The 2,209-nt window shown below is 34.1% G+C and carries 1 protein-coding gene; it reads right to left on the reverse strand.

Features of this window, described 5'->3' with window-relative positions:
• Positions 1-2,135 (reverse strand): hypothetical protein (locus G413_RS11580; RefSeq protein ID WP_155979219.1); only part of this gene is annotated, 2,135 nt, incomplete at its 3' end.
• Positions 2,136-2,209: the final 74 nt, after the last annotated feature.

A 2,209-nucleotide genomic window follows, 5' to 3' on the forward strand; every position in this document is an offset into this window, starting at 1 on the left:
CCGTCGATCGTACCCTTGCCACTGTCTTCTTCCGCAATCTGGAATGTGACATCGACATACTGTTCTTCGTCCGCAACACCGTCGTTGTTCTTGTCAAGTTTAAATCTAATCTCTGCAATGTTATTTTCTTCATTTGTCAGCTTCAATGTTATATCACTATTATCTTCATCAAGAACATAACCCGGTACTTTCATTCCTATTACAAAATAGTTAAATAATTCTTCATTTTTTATTCCATATCCGATTCGATTAGGATACTCCTTTTTCGAAACATATTCATTAGCTTCATTTTGGAACAAAAATTCTACAGTGTATAGAACATAGTCACTACCTTCAATAGGTATTAATTTAGCCGTAAAAGTAATAACTCCATTTTCTGCTCCTTTAATCGTCTGCTCATTAAATTGGAATACTTCATTTGGTTGATATATTTGACCGTTATACTCCCATCCTTCAAAAATATATTCTTCTGTATTATATTCAGGAGCTTCTGGTAGTAGCAATTCATTACGATCTCCATCAAAAATTGTATATTTATTTTCATCTTCTAAGATTTTATCACCGACTTTGTACTCGACTGTATATTGCTGTTTTTCTGCAGTAATATACACTTCCACGTTATCTGATAAGTTGTTTGGTATATTCACTCTATATGTATAGCCTTCCGCAGTAACATCATCTGGATCCATCTTAGATACCTCATCAACACCAATATCTGTTTGTCGTCCGTTGGCTAGTACCGTAACTACCGGATTAGTATATCCTGGCTCTAAATTAAAGTAAAATTCGTTTCCTGTTCTATCTGTTTGTTCATACACTGAATTTATAGATCCAGTTCTATAATCACCGTCACCATCATTTTCAGCATTATCCCAACCAATAATATCCGAAACACCATCTAAGCGTTTTAATATAATTTCATTACGCTCTGCATTTTTAAAGTTACCATCAGTTACTTCAATATCTGTATATACATTTTTGACTGCAATTGTATATTCATTATATCTATTCCACCATACTCCACTTTCATGTTTGTCAGTTAAGGTCACTGTAACCACTTCTCCAGAAGAAAGTATTGTTTGTGCAAAATCTCCTTCATTAAAGGTGGTTGGTACATTTACATATTCTTTATTTATAGCCAGTAAATTTAAATGCCATTCATGCCCATCAATATCTGTCGCACCTATCCAAGTATCACTTCTTAATGTGAATTCTAAAGTACTACCGGCTTCGATAGCTGTTCCACTTTCAGGAGATCTTATATCACCTTGTCTGATTGAATCATTGTTATAAGTAAATGTATAAGTTTCCACATCCGATTCTGTAATTGCAACGTCTTGATTTCCCATTACCTTTTCTACTGTGTAACGTGTTAAACCAGTTGCATTATCAACTACAACTCCACTATCTGTAATATCTTGATCATTTACTATTACATTTAACTTTTTGCCTTTTCCACTTGGGCGTGTAGTAAATGAATAAGATTCTCCTTCTCTTACAGAAGTAGGACCTTCATAATATAAACTTGTATTATAAGAAACAGTATAAGTTTCTACATGAGTCTCATAATTAAATACTATTATGCTGTCTCCCAATAATAATCCTGTATTCGGATCATCTGCAGGAACATAATACCAAATATCCCCAACTACCCCAATGGAATAAATTTCATCTCCATTTACTGTTGCATTTACAAAATCATAACCTTCAAAACTAATGGTACTTACTATTCCCTCTATTGTACCAGCCTTGACACTACTTGGTGCGCCTTGAAGGGGATTATTATTCTCATCCACAAACTGCACTTGAGTAGTAACATCTGAATTCATCACCAACAAATTCGCACTAACTCGAGTTTGTACTTGTGAATCTTGTGCTGGTTCAGATTCTGTATTTGGAATCTGATCATTAGTTGAATTATTTTGCTGTGGCGATGTTGTCTCAGGACTTTCTTGAACTATTTCTTGTTCATTACTCTCTGTTGTTACATCACTATTTAATTGTGTTTGTTCAGCTGTTTCATTTTCCTCATCAGCTCGAACATAGAGCATACCATCTTGCAATCCCAACTGTGTTATCATTGCTGTTGATAGAACAATTGCTGCTCCTTTTTTAAATTTTTTCGCTAAGTTCAACTAAAAAGTTGATGCAGAGAATTAAAAATGATGTTTTTAATTTTGATAGAGCGTAAGCACATTAATTGGCAACT

Source organism: Faecalicoccus pleomorphus DSM 20574, assembly GCF_000420345.1.
In the GTDB taxonomy this organism is placed as follows: Bacteria; Bacillota_I; Bacilli_A; order Erysipelotrichales; family Erysipelotrichaceae; genus Faecalicoccus; species Faecalicoccus pleomorphus.